The organism is Streptomyces sp. NPDC041122 (genome assembly GCF_055592445.1).
Genome location: NZ_JBVIYQ010000001.1, coordinates 714,758 through 731,588, shown reverse-complemented (window position 1 = coordinate 731,588; position 16,831 = coordinate 714,758). Strand labels below are relative to the sequence as shown.

The window sequence follows — 16,831 nt, the reverse complement described above, 5'->3', positions numbered from 1 at the left end:
GGCCGGGGGCACGACGGAAACCCCACCCGGCCGGAGATGACGGGACGGGGCTCGGCCTATCAGCCGGGCGATCTCGATAGTGGCCCTTGCCTCACCATGCAGGCGGATGATTTTCGCGCGTTCCGTGTCGGCGACCTTCCGCATGTTCTTACGTACGGCCATGACGGTCACCTCATGAAGGCTTGCGACGGCTCTGTTGCGTGAGCAGGGCCAAGCCGCGCTGCGACCGTCTCCGAGGTAGAGGCAGAGCAACCGCAGTCAGCAGCGATCACCGGAGCGAGCCAGCTAGTAGTGGCAGTGGACGCTCCAGGAGAGGGGAAGGATCACGCCATGCAGATGACAGATGCCTTCGCCACGACAGTCGCCGCAGTCGCACCAGTGATTGTGCTCGTGGGTGTTGTGGAAGTAGACCAGCGCCGAAAGTTCCTTCGTGAAGCGCTGGTTGCCGATGTTGAGGAATTCCGCACCGCCCTGGGGCATCTCCCAGGGCATCCGACGCGGGAAGACGTAGACACCGCGCGAGCTCGGCTCGTACCTCTACTTCCTCAAACGCGACGGTGGAGCGACCCATCCTTACGCGCGTACTGCGCAGGGCTGGGGTGGATTCTGATTGTGTTTGCGCTCGTTACGGTCGAGGGGGTGGCGCTTGGCTGGCTTGCGAAGGCAGAAGGCAAACCGGAAGCGGGCCAAGCCATGTTCTGTCTCATGACCGTAATCGTCGGCATGTTCTGGGTGGCGACCCCGCCGATGGTGCGTCTCCTGCGGGCTCCGGTAGATCTACTAGATCAGCGAGCACGTGAGATGCGCAGATTGCAGCAATTGGAAAGGGAAGTATCGGACCGCCGAGACTCTTGAGTTCGCAAACATTCCAACGGCGGACTGTAGTTTCCGGGCATGTCGGATCTGCAGCGTGCACGATCACCGGGAAGAATGCAACGCTCGCCGAATAGGGGCGGGCTATATAACGAAGTGGTGACTCCGGTGCCTTCCGCAATCCCGTTGGTCAGAATCGCTCACACCACGAGCAGGAGTACCGGGAGGGGCTATGGACACTGGAGACCTTGCGACATGGGTGGGCGCGGGCGTCGCCGCTGCCGCTACCTTGTGGACTCTCAAGAGCCAGCGGGATCAGATTGCTGAACAACGTGAGTTCATCGAGCGGCAGTCCGCCGTCCTTGACTTGGAGCGCTCAGAGCTTGTAGCGCTGGCTCAGGACAGAAGGTGGGCACAAGCGAGGCAGGTTCGCCGAGCCGCTTCTACGGCGGGCGGCGTCCTGCTTGACTCGGTCTTGGGGATTAGGGACTCGGACACCCATTGGAACGTCACGGTGACGAACCGCAGTGACAAGCCTCTCTACCACGTCACTATCAACTTCGAGCGTGAGGGTGGCGGAAGTTACAAGGCCGAAATTGTGAGTGGTGGACACCGCGCGCCTGTTCCGATCCTTGGGCCCGAGAAGGAAATCACCTTCGAATCCCGTCGGTGGGGCGCCCATCACGATGTATGCGCACACCGCCCAACCCTGTACTTCCGTGATGCGCAAGGTGTGGTCTGGCGTCTTGATGCTGACGACGAGTTGGTGGAGTGGGACACGATCCCGAGCTAAGCATGACGCGTTCCCGCTGCACCGGGGGCGCGGCGGGACTCGGTTCTCAGGGTGTCACTTTAGAGGGGCGCCCGGGGTGGGCTTGTCGTCGCCCTTTACCTAACCGCCCTGTGTGCTGCGGTAGTCGGTGGCGTGGCGTTGCGGCGCCGTGCGGGCCCCCGGCGTGCGGGCCGGCGGCCGGGGCGTTCCACGATGCTCGCCATAGCGGGAGGCTATGACCCTGGGGTCATGATCGGTTCCCGCTGTGTTCCCAAAGTTTTGGACACGAAGAAGGACCGACCTGCTTTCGCAGGTCGAGCCTTGATCAATCAGGGTGAGTGACGGGACTTGAACCAGATAATCGACCCTATTGCGACCTGCAACGATGCAGAATATCGATGCAAATAGGGCCAGCTTGATGTCAGTCAGTGTCGGTACGCTGTATCGCGTGCCCTCCGGTTTGGCCGCGGCCAAACGGTGGCTACCTTCCGTCCCCGGCCCCACCACGGGTGAGTGCAAAGCGGCGTACCCGAAGACCTAGAACTGACAGCGCCCCGGCGTGAGGCGGTGGCGCCGCTGGCTCTCGCCCGGAACATGCCGCAGCGAGCGTTGAGCGGGTGCCGCCCGCTCCGCCGTCGCCCCGCGTCCTTGCCGCCCGACGGGCCGTAGGCGATCGCATTTGAGTCGCACGACTCCGCGCGGAACTCAGCCAGGAGCGCCTTGCCGATAAGGCCGGCCTCGACCGCCAGGCCATCAACCGCATCGAGCAGGGCCACGCCTCTCCCCTCGACAACCTGATCCGTATCGCCGACGCCCTCGGCGTCCCGCTCCGCGACCTCGTCTGACCTGAAGAGGGTCCGACTCAGCGAACGAGCCGGACCCTCAACGAGGTCAGGTCGCTGGCCCGCCCTCACGCCAGTACGGACTGTTCAGGATGGCGTTCTGCCGCCGTACGGCCGTCCACGTCTGCTCGGGCGTAGAGCCGAGCGGCGTACACAGGTGGCAGATGTAGCTGCCCGCGGCACTGTGCACTGTCGGGGCCGGTGGTCCGGGGTGCTGCGAGCAGACCGGGCCGCCCGTCAGAGAACGGAGATTGTCGCGAGGCGGGGTCCAGGCCTCGCGCTCTCCGCCCGCGGTTTCAGGCTGCGGCGCTGGCCTCGGCGAGTTCCTCTGCGCTCGCCCGGAAGCTGTCGAACTCACCCGCGATCACCCCGTCGAAGAACTTGCTGATCTCCACCCGGCTCATCAGCAGCACCGGTGCGGCCGGGTCCTTGTCGTCGCTGATTGCGATGAGCCGGGTGCCGTCGGGGATGCCGTGGTGTGGATGGCCCTGCGCTTCACCGGCGTCCGCGAGGATCACACAGTCCTTCAGGATCGGGTCGAGATCGGTCCGGCCGGCCTTGCGCCAGTCGAGGCCGGGTGCGGTGTGGTGCTCGTAGGGGACGGTGGTGCGGCCGTTCGTGAGCGTGCCCATGGGGCGCCTCCTGTTGAGTGGTTCGGGCCCCCGGGGTTCAGCCAGGGGCTGGTCACCCTCCGCGGGTGCGGTAGGAGTTGAGAGGGGGGCGGGTCAGTCCGCCGGACGGGCGGCCATCCGGGCGGCGCGGAGTGCGCGCCGGATCCGCTCGCCCTCCTCGCAGTCCGCCCACTCGTGGCAGGGCGCGCACCCGTCGAGGTGGGCGAGGAGACGTTGGTACGTCTCCTGCTCTCGACGCTCCTCGGTGGTCCGCTTGGTCAACACGGCTCCGCCCCCTCGTCGACGCTGCGACCGATGCGGCTGAGGGCCTCCACGGCCAGGGGCTCGCACAGGTCACCCTCGAAGCGGGGCGCCACCACCCAGTGCGTGCCGGGCGGTTGGGTACGAGTGAGCTTCGGTACGCCGAGGTAGAAGTCGGCCCCCAGCCACGGCGCCACGTCCTCGTGCCGCCAAGTCCCCTTCCGGCGCCGCCTGGTCAAGGCGTAGTACGTGCCGCCCATGGTGCGGCCGTCGTAGATCACCGGGCCGTCGAGGCTCTGCGCGAGCCGGGCGGCGACGACCTGTGGGTCGGTGGAGCGCACCGCGCTGTGTACGAGGTGCTCAGGGAGGCGGACCGCGTCGAACCTGCGGCCGCAGGGGAGCAGCGCTACTCCGGTAGCCGCCCACTCGCGCCAGGCCTGCGCAGGCTCCTGCAGGGAGCGGGCCAGCCAGTCGGAGATGGCGGAACCATCTCTTTGGCCGACAGACTCCACGGCTGTGAACGGGTCGACGCTCGCGGCGTCGTTCAACTCGGATGCTGAGGCCATGCCGAGGACGGTAGGGACGCACAACCGTGAGGACCTAGGCAGTGTTCTCGAATGTTCTCGAACTCTGGCCGGATGTTCTCGTGTGTTCTCGTATCGGGTGCTGCACCCTCTGGAGCGGGGCACATCGCAGCATGATGCTGGTGGCGACAACCCGAACTGAGGGGGCGGCATGGCGCGACGACTGCGTTTCATCGGCACGGACAGCAAGAACGGTGCCTGCCCAGCGCTGCACGAAGATCCCGACTCCGGGCAGGTGATCGTGCAGGGAACACCCGTCAATGACCCCGAGGACGTTTCCCAGCTCCAGCACTTCGGCCCGGACGACGCTGCGGTGGCCGTACCGCGCGAACTGCTCGTCAACCACGGGCCCAAGAAGATGGTGCGAGTGCCCGAGCTGATCGGCCTCGAAGAGTTCGGTCAGCTCTTCGAGACGTTCGCGCACTCGGCCTGGCACCTGGAGACCCGCCGCGGGTACGCCTCCGACAGGGACGATCCCGGCTTCGCCGAGTTCCGGCGCACGGGCCAGGCGCCCATGGATCTCGGCAGCGACTGGTGCACGAACATCCTTCGGCAGACGTCCAGCGGCAAGTACGTGGGGCGCGTGCGTGTGGTCGATGATCCCCCGACCGAGGGGCAGTTGTTCCTCATGGACTACTCCCGCTGCAATGCGGCGACAGGGGAGGACGTACGCAGCATCTGGCGTGCGGACGCGCAGCGCGCGCACCTGCCCGAAGAGGACTTCTGGATCTTCGACAGCCGTCTGGTGGCAGTGCTGCGCTTCGACGACGAGGACACCTTCCACGACGTCGAGGTGATCACCGAGCCCGCTGAGGTCCTGCGCTACTGCCAGGTCCGGGACGCAGCTGTGTGTCACGCTCTCCCGACCGAGGCGTTCACGGCGCAGTTGCGCGCGGACTGACGGCAGGAGGACGGTGAGCACGGACTTTCAGCAGGCCCGCGAGGCTCTCGGAGCCCGGCTCCGCGAGCTGCGACTCTCTGGTGCTGATGGTCGGCTCACCGGCCCGCAACTCGCCCATCGACTCGGCTGGCCACACTCCAAGATCTACAAGTTGGAGAACGGCCGGCAGACGGCGACGTCTGAGGACGTGCGCACGTGGGCCGAAGGTGTCGGCCGGCCCGAGGTCTTCGCCGAGCTCGACGCGCGTCTCAAGGGGTTCGAGTCCCACATCCGTTCCTGGCGTCGACAACTCACATCGGGACACCGGCCCGTACAGGACGGCTGGAATCTTGACGTGAGCCGGTCCACGGTCATTCGCGCGTGGGAGGAGGCCGTGGTCCCCGGCATGCTTCAGACCGCCGACTACGCCCGTGCCGTGTTCCTGCGCTACGCCGACCTCCATGGCACGAAGCGCGACACCGACGAAGCGGTGCGCCTGCGCATACGGCGCCAGGAGTGGCTGCACGAGACGGGGCACCGGTTGCACGCCCTGGTGTGGGAGGCGGCCCTCCACGCGCTGATCTGCACACCGGCCGTCCTCGCGAGCCAGCTCGACCGGCTCGCGGGCACGATCGGCATGGACACTGTGCACCTCGGCGTCATTCCGCTCTCCGCCCCGCTCAAGGTCCCCGCCGCCAACGGGTTCTGGGTCCTGGACGAGCGGCTCGTCATCACCGAGGACTGGCACGCGGAGCTGTGGTTGGACGACGACGACAACGTGGCCACTTACCTTCGCATCTGGAACACGCTCAGCGCATCGGCTGTGTATGGGGCAGACGCACAGATGATCATCACGCGTGCACATCGGGCGGTCCGCCCCCGCTGACCGCTTGCCGGGGCATGCCGCAGAGCCCTCGGCTGAGCCAGAGGGCCAGGGAAACGATCAAGGCCCGATCTGCTTTCGCAGATCGGGCCTTGATCATTCAGGGTGAGTGACGGGACTTGAACCCGCGGCCACCTGGACCACAACCAGGTGCTCTACCAACTGAGCTACACCCACCATGTCCGGTCTTCTGTCGTTCTTCCGACCGGCCGAGAAAAAGTGTACAGGGTCCGAAGGGGTGCTCGCGCCCACGTTTCCCGGACCCCGTACAGGGGGACCCGCGGAGGCTACTCCGCAGGCAGGACGTGCTTGGCCGCGATCGTCTTCGCGGTGTCCGAGTCCGGGCCCGGCTGCGGGACGAAGATCGCCTCGCGGTAGTAGCGGAGCTCGGCGATGGACTCGCGGATGTCGGCGAGCGCGCGGTGGTTGCCGTTCTTGTCCGGGCTGTTGAAGTACGCCCTCGGGTACCAGCGCCGGGCCAGCTCCTTGACGGAGGAGACGTCGACGATCCGGTAGTGGAGGTACTCCTCCAGGGTCTTCATGTCCCGCAGCAGGAAGCCGCGGTCGGTGCCGACCGAGTTTCCGCACAGCGGAGCCTTGCGGGGCTCCTTGACGTGCTCACGTACGTACGCCAGGACCTGCTCCTCGGCGTCGGCCAGCGTCGTGCCGCCGGCCAGTTCGTCGAGGAGCCCCGAGGCGGTGTGCATGGTGCGCACCACCTCGGGCATGGTCGCCAGCGCAGCGTCCGGCGGGCGGATCACGATGTCCACACCGTCGCCGAGCACGTTCAGTTCCGAGTCGGTGACCAGTGCGGCCACCTCGATAAGTGCGTCGTCCGTCAACGAGAGCCCGGTCATCTCGCAGTCGATCCACACCATGCGATCGTTCATGCGTCTTACCCTACGGCGCACTCCTCTGGCCGGGCAGGGGCGCACGTCCTGGCGCGTACGCGTCGGAGTTCGGTTTGCCGGGGTCGGTGGGCACCGAGGCCGAGGGGCCGAGCGCGCTGGCGGCCGCCGTGCGCCGGGTCTGGCTCGGCACCGGGCCCGCCTCCACCAGGGCCGGCACGGACTGCGCCGTCGCCGGCACCGGCTCCAGAGCCCGCTCGCCCTGCGGCCTGCGGGCGCGGTAGGCGGCCCGGTAGGCGGCGGGGGAGGAGCCGAGCTGGCGCCGGAAGTGGCCCCGCAGCGCCACCGGCGAGCGGAAGCCGCAGCGGCCCGCGACCTCGTCGACGGAGTAGTCGGAGGTCTCGAGCAGCCGCTGCGCCTGGAGCACCCGCTGGGTGATCAGCCACTGCAGCGGCGCGCTGCCGGTCAGCGAACGGAACCTGCGGTCGAAGGTGCGCCTGCTCATGTACGCGCGCGCGGCCAGGGTCTCCACGTCGAACTGCTCGTGGAGGTGCTCCAGGGCCCACGCGACGACCTCGGCGAGCGGGTCGGCACCGATCTCCTCGGGTAAAGACCTGTCGAGATAGCGCTCCTGGCCGCCGGCCCGGCGCGGCGGCACCACGAGCCTGCGGGCGAGCGCGCCCGCCGCTTCGTTGCCGTGGTCCGTGCGCACGATGTGCAGACAGAGATCGATTCCGGCCGCGGTGCCGGCGCTCGTCAGGACGTCCCCGTCGTCGACGAACAGCTCGCGCGGATCCACGTGGACGGACGGATAGCGCTTCGCGAGCGTCGGCGCGTACATCCAGTGGGTGGTCGCCGGGCGGCCGTCGAGCAGGCCCGCCGCGGCGAGTACGAACGCGCCGGTGCACAGCCCGACGATGCGGGCGCCCTCCTCGTGCGCGCGGCGCAGCGCGTCGAGCGCCTCCGGCGGTGGCGGCGACGTGATCGACCGCCAGGCCGGTACGACGACCGTGCCCGCCCGGCCGATGGCCTCCAGGCCGTGCGGCGCGGTGAGTTCGAGCCCGCCGGTGGTCCGCAGCGGTCCCTCCTCGCCGGCGCACACGAGCAGCCGGTAGCGGGGGACGCCGGCGTCCTGCCGGTCGATGCCGAAAACGGAGAGCGGTATGGAACTCTCGAAGATGGGACCGCCGCTGAAGAGCAGCACCGCTACGATCTCCCGGCGGCGCCGCCCCGAGAGTTTCCGGGCCGCGGTCTCCGGCGCGGCAGTGGAGTCGTGGCTCATGGTGCTAAACCCCCCTCGGTCGTCGCGGCTCCCTGTCCTTGACGTGCTTGCCTGGCTTGTCGCTGCTGCACGTTTCCCCTCGGTCCTCCACCAGTCCCCCGCCGTAATACAGTCAAGATCGAATCTACTGCGTCCCGTGCTGCCGGGGTGACCAGTTCATCACTCGGCAGATTGTCGACATGGCAACTTGGCGTGAAGCATTCGATCACGAAGCGTTGCACTCGCGCGGCCCGCTGGGAAGTGCGCCTCGGCTCCATGGCCGGTCCCCGTAGGGTGCGGAAGGCCCGAGAGCACCTTTCAGCCCTGGTCGGACGGGGGTTGAGGGGGCGTTCGGCCAGGGGATCCGTGGATCCCGGAAGTTGGCTGAAAAGCTACGGGAGCGTGTGTGTGAATCAGTCAGTCGACCGGCGTGCTGTCGGCACTGTGACGAGTGCCCCTGTGCGCCCCCGGAGCCGTCCTGCCGTGGCGCCCCCGGTTCCCGTTGTTCTGTTCTGCAAGCAGTCGCGCGGCGCCCCGTTCGGACTGGCGCAGGAGCACCCGGCAGACGCCGGTGACGGCCACGAGACCGAGCGCCGAGCCGGCGGCGCCGGCCAGTGACGTCCCGTATCCCACGAGGACGACGGGGACCAGCACGCAGCTGAACGCGGCCCAGCGGACCACGTCGCTCGCCGAATCCGGCGCGGGCGCGTCCCGCTGGTCCCGCGCGCGGGGTGCGGGCACCCCGCCGGGGCGGTGTTCGTGTGCCCCCTCGGACGGGCGCCGGTGGCCGTGGGCCGGGCCGTGCTGCCCCTGCCGGGACTGCCGGGCCGCGGGGGTCTGCCGGTGCTGCGGGCCTTGCTCGGGTGAAGCCGGGAAGCGGGGGGCGGAGGGGGGCGCGGTCGAATGTCCAGGCACGGCGTGCTCCCTGTGGCGATGGGGTACCGAGGTTCAACGCCCGGTCCGGCGGCGGGTCACTGGGGAGGGCGCCGGGGGGCCGCCGGACGGGTGGGCAAACCGCCTGTAGGAGGCAGCAACCATTGCCATACGGGCGAGGCTCGGGCATGCTCCGGTGAACGCCGGGAGCCCTGTGCAGGCCCCGGCGGAGCTCCGTTCGGGGCTTTTCGCAGGCCCTGTGCAGGAGAGGAGTGTCGCCGTACCCTTGGGGGTATGGGGTTGGGAAGATGATTCCCGGACGACCTCCCAGGTCGCTGAACATGGGCACCACCGAAAAGCCGACCCTCCCACAGAGGACTCCTTCGCCGAGACACCGATGGCCGGTCACGAATTCTCCGAACCTGCGGACCGCAAGAGGCAGGTCGCCGATCCGACAGCGACCCCCCAAGCGGCGGAAGAACCACGTCACTCCTGCGATCCCGCCTTCCGGCACGGTGTCGTCGTCGGCTTCGACGGCTCGACCTCCAGTGAGCGGGCCCTCGCCTACGCGATCGGCATGGCCCACCGTTCCGGCTCGGGCCTGATCATCGTCCACGTCGCCAACCGGCTGCCCACCACCGTGTGGGCCGGGTGCGAGCCCCCGGTCTTCGTCGACGTGCCGGACCACCGCACCGAAGTCCTCGGCCTGGAGCTGGCCTGCGCGGACTACCTGTCCGAGGTGCCGTGGATCCTCGTCGAGCGCGGCGGCGACATCTGCCACGAGCTGGAGGAGGTCGGCCACGAGTACAGCGCGGACGCGATCGTCGTCGGCTCCACGCACGGCATCGTCGGCCGCATCTTCGGCTCCGTCGCGGGCCGGCTCGCGCGCCGCGCGCAGCGCCCCGTCATCGTCATCCCGTAACACCCGGGCGCTCCCGGCGAGTTGGGGGAGAGCCCCGCGGGTGGGGCCGGCACCTACCACCTCGACCGCCCTCGTGTGCAGTCCTTTTGTGCACAGATAAATCTACTGGCGCGTAGAGGTGCTTTGTGCCCTTGTGAAGGGTACGAAAGGGGCCTGGGCGCGGGTCGGGGTAATGGGCGACCCCGGCCCTTCGAGGAACGACCCCCTGTGTGCTGGTGGCACGCACAGGGGGTCGTTCACGAGCGAGGTGCGGGTGTCCGCTCCTCGGCTACTCGACGGTCACGGACTTGGCGAGGTTGCGCGGCTTGTCGATGTCCCGGCCGAGCGCCAACGCCGTGTGGTAGGCGAGGAGTTGCAGCGGGATGCCCATCAGGATCGGGTCCAGCTCGTCCTCGTTCTTCGGGACGACGATGGTCTGGTCGGCCTTCTCCTGCTCCTGGTGCGCGACCGCGAGGATCTTGCCGCTGCGGGCCTTGATCTCCTCCAGGGCGGCGCGGTTCTTCTCCAGCAGATCGTCGTCGGGGACGATCGCGACCGTCGGCAGCGCGGGCTCGATGAGGGCGAGCGGGCCGTGCTTCAGCTCGGAGGCGGGGTAGGCCTCGGCGTGGATGTACGAGACCTCCTTGAGCTTGAGCGAGGCCTCGCGGGCGACGGGGTAGCCGCGTACGCGCCCGATGAAGAGCATGGAGCGGGCCTCCGCGTAGCTCTTCGCGATCTTCTTGATCTCGTCCTCCTGCTTGAGGATCTCCGAGATCTGGCCGGGCAGCTTGCGCAGGCCGTCGATGATCCGCTTGCCGTCGGAGACCGACAGGTCGCGGATGCGGCCCAGGTGCAGGGCGAGCAGGCCGAAGGCCACGGTGGTGTTGGTGAAGCACTTGGTGGAGACGACGCAGACCTCCGGGCCCGCGTGGACGTACACGCCCGCGTCCGCCTCACGGGCGATCGCCGAGCCGACGACGTTCACGACGCCGAGGACGCGGGCGCCCTTGCGCTTGAGCTCCTGGACGGCGGCGAGCACGTCGTAGGTCTCGCCGGACTGGGAGACCGCGATGTAGAGGGTGTCGGGGTCCACGACCGCGTTGCGGTAGCGGAACTCGCTCGCCGGCTCCGCGTCGGCGGGGATACGGGCCAGCTCCTCGATCATCTGGGCGCCGATCATGCCCGCGTGGTACGAGGTGCCGCAGCCGAGGATCTTGACGCGGCGCACCTTGCGGGCGTCGTGCGCGTCGAGGTTCAGGCCGCCGAGGTGCACGGTGGAGAAGCGGTCGTCGATGCGGCCGCGCAGGACGCGGTCCACGGCGTCGGGCTGCTCGAAGATCTCCTTGTGCATGTACGTGTCGTGGCCGCCCATGTCGTACGACTCGGCCTCCCACTCCACGGTGGTCGGCGAGGCCGTCGTGCGCGAGCCCTCGGTGGTGTAGGTGCGGTAGTCGTCGGCCTTGATGGTGGCCATCTCGCCGTCGTCCAGGGTGACCACCTGGCGGGTGTGGGAGACGAGCGCGGCGACGTCCGAGGCGACGAACATCTCCTTCTCGCCGATGCCGAGGACGACGGGGGAGCCGTTGCGGGCGACGACGATGCGGTCGTTGAAGTCGGCGTGCAGGACGGCGATGCCGTACGTGCCCTCGATGTGCCGCAGCGCCTCGCGGACCTTCTCCTCCAGGGTGTCGGCCTGGGAGCGGGCGACGAGGTGGGCGAGGACCTCGGTGTCGGTCTCGGAGAGGAACTCGATGCCGTCGGCGGTGAGCTTGGCGCGCAGCTCGGAGGCGTTGTCGATGATGCCGTTGTGGACGACGGCGACCTTGTCGTCACCCGACATGTGCGGGTGCGCGTTCTCGTCGGAGGGGGCGCCGTGGGTGGCCCAGCGGGTGTGGGCGATGCCGGTCGTGCCCTTGAAGCGGGCGGGGACCCTGGCCTCCAGGTCGCGGACGCGGCCCTTGGCCTTCACCATCTTCAGGCCGGAGGCCTTGGGACCGGTGACGGCGATGCCCGCGGAGTCGTAGCCGCGGTACTCCAGGCGCTGCAGGCCTTCGAGGAGGAGAGGGGCGACGTCACGCTTGCCGATGTATCCGACGATTCCGCACATGAAGGGATTCCTAGCCGTAGACGATGCGGCGCAGCTGCCGGAGGGTGAGCTCCGGAGGCGCGACCGCGCGGTATGCGAGATCCGCCGAGATCTTCTCGAAGATCGCCGCGTTCAGCAGGCCCTGACCCTGCAGTTCGCGGTGGCGGCGACGGACGAACTCCTCGGTCGTCTCGTCGAAGTAGGCGAGCACGTCCTGGATGACCCGCAGCGCTTCGCCCCGCTGGAGCGGGGTGCTGCGGGTGAGGTGATCCACCAGGTCGTCGTGCATGCGTTGATCCTGGGGTATCGCATGCCGCTTCGCAAGAATCCTGCCCGGAATCGGGCAGGATCGTGTCGCAACGGGTTCCGGCGGTACGGACCAAGGGTCGGCAGGGGGCTCGGGGGCGCGCTCACATGCGGCGCAGCACCGCCTGCTTGGCCGTCGTGAACTCCTCCTCGGTGAGGATCCCCGCCTGGTGCAGCTCGCCCAGCTCGCGCAGACGCCGCAGCAGCGCGTCGTGGTCCTCGGCGGCGGGCTGCGGGGCCGGGACGGCCGGTGCGGAGCCGGGCGGGGGAGCGAGCGACTTCCCGGTCGGGGGCGCGGTCGCCGGCGCCGCGGGGTGCGGCAGCCGGGCCTGCACCGCGGCGGCCACCAGGGCCATCAGCGGGTCCTTCTTGAAGCCCCACAGCTCGACGGCGTTCGGGTCGTACTTCGGCGGCGCCTTGGTCGGCGCGTTCCGCACGGTGAACCGGAGGTGGCCGTTCTCCAGGCCGGCCGCCGGCTGCCACTCCACGGCGACGATGTCGTCGAGCGCCAGCGACCGGGTACCGGCCGCCGACTTCGCCTCCTCCGTCTTCCAGTTCCACTCCAGGCGGACGGTCTCCCCGTCGAAGTTCGCCGTGCCGTCCCCGGCGGAGACGGAGAGCGGCACGGCCGGCCCCGCGAGCAGATAGGCCTCGCAGGGCGTGGCCGGCACCTGTTCGAGCAGCTGGGCGTTGCGGACCTCGTCGGCCAGATACTCCGCCACCCCGTACCGGCCCGGCTCCACGCCCAGCTGGTACGGGTCCGCGGAGCCCGACAGCATCCCGCCGGTCGCGAGGAGCAGCGGGTCGGCGCCGTCCCGCAGCCGCAGCCGCAACCGGCCCGACTTCTTGCCCTGTTCGAAGGCGATACCCGCCAACGCGCCGAGCGGTACGGACAGTTCACCCAGCGCCCTGCGCAACAGGGAAACGTTCTTGTCGTGGCCCGGCACCAGGCGCAGCGTTTCGCCGTCGAAGGTCCAGGTCCCGTCGCGCTGGATGATTTCCGCCATGCGTGGATTCTCGCACCGACCCCTTGGACACCTGGTCTACACCCCTTGACCCCTTGTAGGGGCCGGGTTACCAATGGGGACCGTTCGATTGCGATGCACCACAGTTGCGTCACGCGCCACCACAGACGCGCCGCACACGTGCCCCACCGCGGCGCCGGCCCGTCGAAGGGACCCGCTTGTGAGCTCGCAGAGAAGATCGACACGACTGTTCGGCGCGCTGCTGCTGGTGGCGACCGCCGGAGTCTCCTCGTTCGCCGCCGCGCCCGCCCCGGCGCCGGCCGCGCCGCCCGTCACCCCGCTCGGCCAGGTCGTGCCCGCCCCGCTGCAGGCCGAGCCGGGCGGCACCGGATACGAGATCACCGCCACGACCCGGATCCGGGTCGGCAAGGGCAGCGCACAGGAGCGGCGCGTCGGCGAGTACCTCGCCCGGGTGCTGCGGCCCTCCACCGGCTACCGGCTCCCGGTCACCGCCGACCGGGGCGGCGACGGCATCCGGCTGCGCATCAGCAACGCGCGGGCGGACGAGGCGCTCGGCGCCGAGGGGTACCGCGTGGTCTCCGCGCACGGCTCCCTCACCATCACCTCCCGTACCGGCGCCGGACTCTTCCACGGCGTCCAGACGGTGCGCCAGCAACTGCCCGCCGCCGCCGAGAAACAGAGCAGGCAGCGCGGACCGTGGCGGATCGCGGGCGGCACCATCAAGGACGCGCCGCGCTACGGCTACCGCTCCACCATGCTCGACGTCTCCCGGCACTTCTTCACCGTCGACCAGGTCAAGCGCTACATCGACCAGGCGGCGCTCTACAAGATGAACAAGCTGCATCTGCACCTCAGTGACGACCAGGGCTGGCGCATCGCCATCGACTCCTGGCCGCGGCTGACGACGTACGGCGGCTCCACGCAGGCCGGCGGCGGGCGGGGCGGCTTCTACACCAAGGCGCAGTACAAGGAGATCGTCGACTACGCCGCCTCCCGGTATCTGGAGGTCGTCCCGGAGATAGACATGCCGGGGCACACCAACGCCGCGCTCGCCTCGTACGCCGAGCTCAACTGCGACGGGGTCGCCCCGCCGCTCTACACCGGCACCGAGGTCGGCTTCAGCTCGCTGTGCGTCAAGAAGGACGTGACGTACGACTTCGTGGACGACGTGATCCGGGAGCTCGCCGCGATGACGCCCGGCAAGTACCTCCACATCGGCGGCGACGAGGCGCACTCCACCAGCCACGAGGACTTCGTCGCCTTCATGGACAAGGTGCAGCCGGTGGTCGGCAAGTACGGCAAGACGGTGGTCGGCTGGCACCAGCTGACCGGCGCGAAGCCGGTGGCCGGGGCCGTCGCGCAGTACTGGGGCTACGACCGGACCGGCGCCGCCGAGCGCGAGCAGGTCGTGAACGCCGCGAAGAACGGCACCAAGCTGGTCCTCTCGCCGGCCGACCGGGCCTACATCGACCACAAGTACACCAAGGACACCCCGCTCGGGCTGTCCTGGGCGGGCTACGTCGAGGTGCGGCGCTCCTACGACTGGGACCCCGCGACGTATCTCCAGGGCGCCCCCGCGGACTCGGTCATCGGTGTCGAGGCGCCGTTGTGGACGGAGACCCTGTCCACCTCCGCGCACCTGGACTACATGGCGTTCCCGCGGCTGCCCGGCATCGCCGAGCTCGGCTGGTCGCCCGCGGCCACGCACGACTGGGACACCTACAAGGTGCGGCTCGCCGCGCAGGCCCCGCGCTGGGAGGCGCTGGGCATCGGCTACTACAGGTCGCCGCAGGTGCCCTGGCCCGCCACGTAGGGGGGATCGGGCACGTGTTCAGGAGCGGGGCTCCCGGGGACCGTCCCGGAAGCCCCGCTCGGCCTGGAACCGCTCCCGGGTGCAGAAGCTCAGGAGAGCCTCCTTCTCCGGCTTCTGCACGACCGTCTCGGCGCGGAAGCCGACGGACTCGTTGAGGGCGTGGGCCCGCGTGTCGCGCACGTCGGGGTCGATCACCACCCGCTCGGCCGCCGAGTCGTCGAACAGCTCCCGCAGCACCGCGGTGAGCACGCCACGGGTGAAGCCGGGGACCTGCACGGCGGACGGGGCGGTCAGATAGCGCGTGCCGATGTCGCCGGGGCGCGGCTCGTAGAGGCCGACCAGCTCCGCGTACGCGGGGTCGTACCGCTCCACCAGGAACGACGGCACGCCCTTGTACAGACCGAGGAACGCCTCGTGGTGCCCGGAGGCGGCGATCGCCATGTACGTGCGCTCGACGTCGGTCAGGGTGGCGCCCCGCATCATCCAGTGCTCCGATTCGGGGTGCGTCACCCAGGTGTGCACCAGCTCGGAGTCGGTCAGGGGATCGAGCCGCCGGAGCGTGAAGTCGGCTCGCCCGCGGCCGGTGATCCCGCGGAGGTCAGCAAGCGCGGGCAAGGTGCTCTCCCCTCTCCGGCAGGTACTGCTCGGCCAGGTACTGCTCGGCGTGGTCGGCGACGAGGTCGAGGACGGCCTCGATGTCGGCGAGGGTCGTCTCGGGGTTGAGCAGCGTGAACTTCAGGTACTGGCGCTCGCCCACCCGGACGCCCGCGACCACCGCCTCCCCGGCGGCGAACAGGGCTTTGCCCGCGTACCGGTTGGCGCGGTCGATGGCGGCGGGAGCGCAGATCGCGGCGGGGAGGTAGCGGAAGACGAGCGTGGACAGCTGGGGTTCGTGCACGACGTCGAACCGCGGGTCGGCGACGAGGTGTTTCCAGCCCTCGGTGGCCAGGGCGCACACCGCGTCGAAGAGGTCGCCGACGGCGTCCGCGCCCATCACGCGCAGCGTCATCCACAGTTTCAGGGCGTCGAAGCGCCGGGTGGTGCGCAGGGACTTGCCCACCTGGTCGGGGACGCGCTCGCGGTACGTCGTGCGGGACAGCGCCGCCCGGTCGCGGACCAGGAGCGCCGACGAACCCACCGGCTGGAAGAAGGACTTGTGGAAGTCCACGGTGACGGAGTCGGCGTGCTCGATGCCGTCGAGGAGGTGCCGGTACCTGCGCGAGGCGAGCAGCCCGCAGCCGTACCCGGCGTCCACGTGCAGCCAGGTGCCGTACCGCGCGCACAGCCGGGCGATCTCGGGCAGCGGGTCGATGGAGCCGAAGTCGGTGGTGCCTGCGGTGGCGACGACGGCCATGGGGGAGAGGCCCGCGCGCCGGCAGCGCTCCAGGGCGCGGGCGAGGGCCACGGTCTGCAAGCGCTTGTTCCGGTCGGTGGGGAGGCTCACCACGGCGTCCTCGCCGAGGCCGAGCACTCGGGCCGCCTTGCGGATGCCGGGTCGTGCGGCCTCCGAGGTGAAGACGCGCAGGGTGGCGGGGTCCCGGTCCCCGGCCGCCTCGCGGGCCAGCAGCAGGGCGTGCAGGTCGGATTCGGCGCCGCCGCCGGTGAACACGCCGTCGGCGTCCCGGCCGAGGCCGATGCGTCCGGCCGTCCAGTCGACGACGCGGCGCTCGATGAGGGTGGCGCCCGTGGACCGCTCCCAGGTGTCGAGGGAGGAGTTGACGGCGCTGAGCACGGCCTCGCCCACCAGGGCGGGGATGACGACGGGGGAGTGCAGGTGCGCGAGGTGGCGCGGGTGATGGAGGTGCACGGCGTCGCGCAGGTACAGCTCTTCGAGCTCGTCGAGTGCGGCGAGGGTGTCGTGCAGCGGCTCGTCCAGGTCGACGGCCCCGACGCGGGGGGCGAGGGCGTCGGCGGTGATCCCGGTGAACGGCCGGGAAGCGGTGGCGAGTCGGGCAGCCACCCGCTCGACCCCTTCGGTCACGGAGTCGCGGTACCGCTCCGCGGTGGTGGCGTTGAGCAGGTGCGAGCGCATGAACTGCCCTCCAGGTGAGGGAATGTGAGTAACTAAGGTAAGCCTAACCTAATTCGATACTCATATGGGGTCGGGCCCG

17 protein-coding genes, 1 tRNA gene and 1 pseudogene are annotated in these 16,831 nt (G+C 69.5%); 7 read left to right on the top strand and 12 right to left on the bottom strand.

The genetic code is table 11. The features are described 5' to 3' along the window. Positions 1-330: 330 nt before the first annotated feature. The 3 genes and pseudogenes from ACZ6B8_RS03110 to ACZ6B8_RS03100 form a co-directional block, all read left to right on the top strand. On the top strand, positions 331-855 hold the full coding sequence (locus ACZ6B8_RS03110) for a hypothetical protein (RefSeq protein WP_471606108.1): 525 nt from the start codon (positions 331-333) through the stop codon (positions 853-855). Positions 856-1,045: 190 nt separating this feature from the next. Then, complete coding sequence (locus ACZ6B8_RS03105) at positions 1,046-1,606, top strand: hypothetical protein (RefSeq protein ID WP_471606107.1); 561 nt, start codon at positions 1,046-1,048, stop codon at positions 1,604-1,606. Between the two features lie 677 nt (positions 1,607-2,283). Then, positions 2,284-2,430 (top strand): annotated as a pseudogene (locus ACZ6B8_RS03100) (helix-turn-helix transcriptional regulator); the annotation flags it as partial. Positions 2,431-2,723: 293 nt separating this feature from the next. Here the strand turns inward: ACZ6B8_RS03100 and ACZ6B8_RS03095 are convergent. The 3 genes from ACZ6B8_RS03095 to ACZ6B8_RS03085 all read right to left on the bottom strand — a co-directional run bounded on the left by ACZ6B8_RS03095 (position 2,724) and on the right by ACZ6B8_RS03085 (position 3,865). Next, entirely contained in the window at positions 2,724-3,059 is a 336-nt protein-coding gene (locus ACZ6B8_RS03095) for a DUF397 domain-containing protein (RefSeq protein ID WP_471606106.1), read from the bottom strand. Between the two features lie 93 nt (positions 3,060-3,152). Then, positions 3,153-3,320, bottom strand: a complete 168-nt coding sequence (locus ACZ6B8_RS03090) for a hypothetical protein (protein WP_471606105.1) — start codon at positions 3,318-3,320, stop codon at positions 3,153-3,155. Beyond that, complete coding sequence (locus tag ACZ6B8_RS03085) at positions 3,317-3,865, bottom strand: hypothetical protein (protein ID WP_471606104.1); 549 nt, start codon at positions 3,863-3,865, stop codon at positions 3,317-3,319. The genes ACZ6B8_RS03090 and ACZ6B8_RS03085 overlap by 4 nt, the downstream gene beginning before the upstream one ends. A 169-nt stretch (positions 3,866-4,034) precedes the next feature. On the opposite strand from ACZ6B8_RS03085, the gene ACZ6B8_RS03080 reads away from it, so the two are divergent. Together ACZ6B8_RS03080 and ACZ6B8_RS03075 are read left to right on the top strand one after the other, a co-directional pair. Next, positions 4,035-4,784, top strand: coding sequence for a DUF6879 family protein (locus ACZ6B8_RS03080; protein ID WP_471606103.1), 750 nt, complete (start codon positions 4,035-4,037; stop codon positions 4,782-4,784). Between the two features lie 13 nt (positions 4,785-4,797). After that, positions 4,798-5,649: a helix-turn-helix domain-containing protein gene (locus ACZ6B8_RS03075; RefSeq protein ID WP_471606102.1), complete on the top strand. Its 852-nt coding sequence runs from the start codon at positions 4,798-4,800 to the stop codon at positions 5,647-5,649. 101 nt (positions 5,650-5,750) lie between these two features. Here ACZ6B8_RS03075 and ACZ6B8_RS03070 read toward each other — a convergent pair. The 4 genes from ACZ6B8_RS03070 to ACZ6B8_RS03055 form a co-directional block, all read right to left on the bottom strand. Then, positions 5,751-5,823 (bottom strand) — tRNA-His (locus ACZ6B8_RS03070). Positions 5,824-5,933: 110 nt separating this feature from the next. Next, positions 5,934-6,536: an oligoribonuclease gene (gene orn / locus ACZ6B8_RS03065; protein ID WP_471606101.1), complete on the bottom strand. Its 603-nt coding sequence runs from the start codon at positions 6,534-6,536 to the stop codon at positions 5,934-5,936. A gap of 10 nt (positions 6,537-6,546) precedes the next feature. Beyond that, complete coding sequence (locus ACZ6B8_RS03060) at positions 6,547-7,776, bottom strand: GlxA family transcriptional regulator (protein ID WP_471073633.1); 1,230 nt, start codon at positions 7,774-7,776, stop codon at positions 6,547-6,549. Between the two features lie 396 nt (positions 7,777-8,172). Next, on the bottom strand, positions 8,173-8,496 hold the full coding sequence (locus ACZ6B8_RS03055; protein WP_471076365.1) for a hypothetical protein: 324 nt from the start codon (positions 8,494-8,496) through the stop codon (positions 8,173-8,175). Positions 8,497-9,025: 529 nt separating this feature from the next. Between ACZ6B8_RS03055 and ACZ6B8_RS03050 the strand changes: the two genes are divergently transcribed. Beyond that, positions 9,026-9,550: a universal stress protein gene (locus ACZ6B8_RS03050; RefSeq protein ID WP_355819833.1), complete on the top strand. Its 525-nt coding sequence runs from the start codon at positions 9,026-9,028 to the stop codon at positions 9,548-9,550. A 268-nt stretch (positions 9,551-9,818) separates the two neighbouring features. On the opposite strand, the gene glmS is transcribed toward ACZ6B8_RS03050, so the two are convergent. The 3 genes from glmS to ACZ6B8_RS03035 form a co-directional block, all read right to left on the bottom strand. Then, on the bottom strand, positions 9,819-11,636 hold the full coding sequence (glmS, locus tag ACZ6B8_RS03045; RefSeq protein WP_471606100.1) for a glutamine--fructose-6-phosphate transaminase (isomerizing): 1,818 nt from the start codon (positions 11,634-11,636) through the stop codon (positions 9,819-9,821). Between the two features lie 10 nt (positions 11,637-11,646). Next, positions 11,647-11,904, bottom strand: coding sequence for a hypothetical protein (locus tag ACZ6B8_RS03040; protein ID WP_362368930.1), 258 nt, complete (start codon positions 11,902-11,904; stop codon positions 11,647-11,649). Positions 11,905-12,025: 121 nt separating this feature from the next. Next, positions 12,026-12,928, bottom strand: coding sequence for a DUF4429 domain-containing protein (locus ACZ6B8_RS03035; protein ID WP_471606099.1), 903 nt, complete (start codon positions 12,926-12,928; stop codon positions 12,026-12,028). Positions 12,929-13,106: 178 nt separating this feature from the next. Here ACZ6B8_RS03035 and ACZ6B8_RS03030 point away from each other — a divergent pair, with 178 nt between their 5' ends. Continuing rightward, a complete protein-coding gene (locus ACZ6B8_RS03030; RefSeq protein ID WP_471606098.1) occupies positions 13,107-14,720 on the top strand; it encodes a beta-N-acetylhexosaminidase in 1,614 nt (537 codons plus the stop codon). 18 nt (positions 14,721-14,738) lie between these two features. Here ACZ6B8_RS03030 and ACZ6B8_RS03025 read toward each other — a convergent pair whose 3' ends face one another. Then, positions 14,739-15,335: a GNAT family N-acetyltransferase gene (locus ACZ6B8_RS03025; RefSeq protein ID WP_471606097.1), complete on the bottom strand. Its 597-nt coding sequence runs from the start codon at positions 15,333-15,335 to the stop codon at positions 14,739-14,741. Next, positions 15,319-16,752, bottom strand: coding sequence for a pyridoxal phosphate-dependent decarboxylase family protein (locus ACZ6B8_RS03020; RefSeq protein ID WP_471606096.1), 1,434 nt, complete (start codon positions 16,750-16,752; stop codon positions 15,319-15,321). Before ACZ6B8_RS03020 ends, ACZ6B8_RS03025 begins: the two co-directional genes overlap by 17 nt. Between the last annotated feature and the right edge of the window lie 79 nt (positions 16,753-16,831).